Here is a 2,393-nt window from a genome sequence, read left to right as displayed (position 1 = left end):
ACCAAAAAGCTTCATATTATCGCCTCCTCCTAATATATTTATTTATAGTTTACTACATTTTTTATAAAATTTGGTATTTTTCCCATAAAATAAAACTGGTATTATATGTAAAAAAGATGGATTGCCAATAAAGCAATCCATCTTTTTATATAAACAAATATTTAAATCTTATTTAAAGTAATTTACACCACTTTCAAATATTTTTTGATCTTTTTCACCATGTATATTTTTAAGAGTGTATTTACCAATTCTTTCAGAGTGACCCATCTTACCTAAGATTCTACCATCTGCACTAGTTATACCTTCAACAGCGTAGAATGAACCATTAGGGTTGTAATCTATATCGTAAGTAGCATTTCCATCTAGGTCAACGTATTGAGTTGCTATTTGTCCATTTGCTACTAATTGATCAAATGTTTCTTTGTTAGCAACGAATTTACCTTCACCATGAGATATAGATATACTATGTAGGTCTCCTACTTTAGTATTAGCTAACCATGGAGATTTATTTGATGCTATTCTAGTAGTTACAACTTTAGCTTGGTGGCGACCGATGTTGTTATAAGTTATAGTTGGAGCATCTTCAGCTGTTACTGGTTTTATTTCACCATAAGGAACTAATCCTAATTTGATTAATGCTTGGAATCCATTACAGATACCTAACATTAAACCATCTCTATTAGTTAATAGGTCATTTACAGCTTCAGCTATTCTTGGATTTCTAAATACAGTTGCTATGAATTTAGCAGAACCGTCTGGTTCGTCACCTGCACTGAATCCACCTGGTATCATAACTATTTGAGAAGATTGTATTTCTTTAACCATAGTTTCGATTGAATCTTCTATGTTAGCATAAGTTAAGTTTCTGAATACTTTTATACTAGCTTTTGCTCCAGCATCTTCAAATGCTCTAGCTGAGTCGTATTCACAGTTAGTTCCAGGGAATGCTGGTATGAATACTTTTGGTTGTACTATTGATAATGAAGATTTTTGGTGTTCGTTAACTATAAATTCTATATTTGATATTTCGCCAGTTGGTTCAACAGCTTTTGTTGGGAATATTGGTTCTAAAGTAGATTCATAAGCTTTGTAAATCTTACCTAAGCAAACCTTGTATCCATCAACTTCTATATATTGTCCTTCTATAGTTTTACCAGCAACCTTGTAATCTACACCATCTAATAATGCTAAGTCAGCTTCTTCCATTTCAAGAACTATGTTTCCATATGCTGGGTCAAATAATTTATCTACATCAATATCTTTAGCTAATTCAAATCCTATCTTGTTACCAAATGCCATCTTAGCTATAGCTTCTCCAAGTCCACCATAACCTAGAGCATATGAAGCAAGAACTTTCTTAGCTTGAGTTAATTCTCTTACTTTATCTAAGTTTTTCTTTAATACATCAAAATCAGGTATTCCACTTTCTAATCTAGGAGTGCTTATAACTACTAAAGTAGATCCTGCTTTTTTGAATTCTGGAGATACAACATATTCTGCATCTACTGTATCAACAGCAAATGAAACTAATGTTGGAGGTACATTTATATGTTCGAATGTACCAGACATACTGTCTTTACCACCTATTGCAGGTATTTCAAATTCTTTTTGTGCATAGTAAGCACCAAGCAATGCAGCAAATGGTTTACCCCATTTAGTTGAGTCTTTACCTAATTTTTCAAAGTATTCTTGGAAAGTTAATCTTGTAGTTTTGTAATCTCCACCAACTGCAACTAATTTACAGATTGATTCTACAACTGCGTATAATGCACCGTGGAATGGACTCCATTTTCCTATTTTAGGATTGTATCCAAATGTCATTATTGATGAAGTTGTAGTTTTTCCACCAAGTACTGGTATTTTAGCAACCATACCTTGGATAGGAGTTCTTTGATATTTACCACCAAATGGAAGTAATACTGTATTAGATCCTATAGTGTTATCAAATTTTTCAACTAAACCTTTTTGAGAGCATACATTTAAGTCTTTTAATACGCTATCAAATTTATCTGAAATAGTTTCGCCTTCTACTTTTAATTTTCCAGTGTTGAAGAAAGTATTTTCTTCGTCTACTTTTGCAACGTGTACATCTGTTTGTTGTTTCTTACCATTTGTATCAAGGAAAGCTCTGTTTAAGTCAACTATAGTTTTTCCATTCCAGAACATTCTTAAATATCCTGTATCAGTAACTGTAGCAACATGAGTTGCTTGTAAGTTTTCAAGTCCAGCAAGTTCTATAAATCTGTCTTTGTTTTCAGCAGCTATAGCACAAGCCATACGTTCTTGTGATTCTGATATAGCAAGTTCAGTACCATCAAGTCCGTCGTATTTCTTAGGTACTAAGTCTAGGTTTATGTCTAAGCTTTCTGCTATTTCACCTATAGCAACTGAAA

The 2,393-nt window shown here is 32.7% G+C and carries 1 protein-coding gene; it reads right to left on the bottom strand.

Features of this window, described 5'->3' with window-relative positions; translation table 11 throughout:
• Positions 1-168: 168 nt before the first annotated feature.
• Positions 169-2,393, bottom strand: a 2,225-nt coding sequence (locus tag ACI3VO_RS15095; RefSeq protein ID WP_439758710.1) for a phosphoribosylformylglycinamidine synthase subunit PurQ, incomplete at its 5' end; no start/stop codon positions are given.

Origin of the sequence: Intestinibacter sp., from assembly GCF_051866655.1 — a bacterium.
GTDB lineage: Bacteria > Bacillota > Clostridia > Peptostreptococcales > Peptostreptococcaceae > Intestinibacter.
Note: the sequence above shows the minus strand (reverse complement) of the source record. Positions and strands in the feature narration are given on the sequence as shown.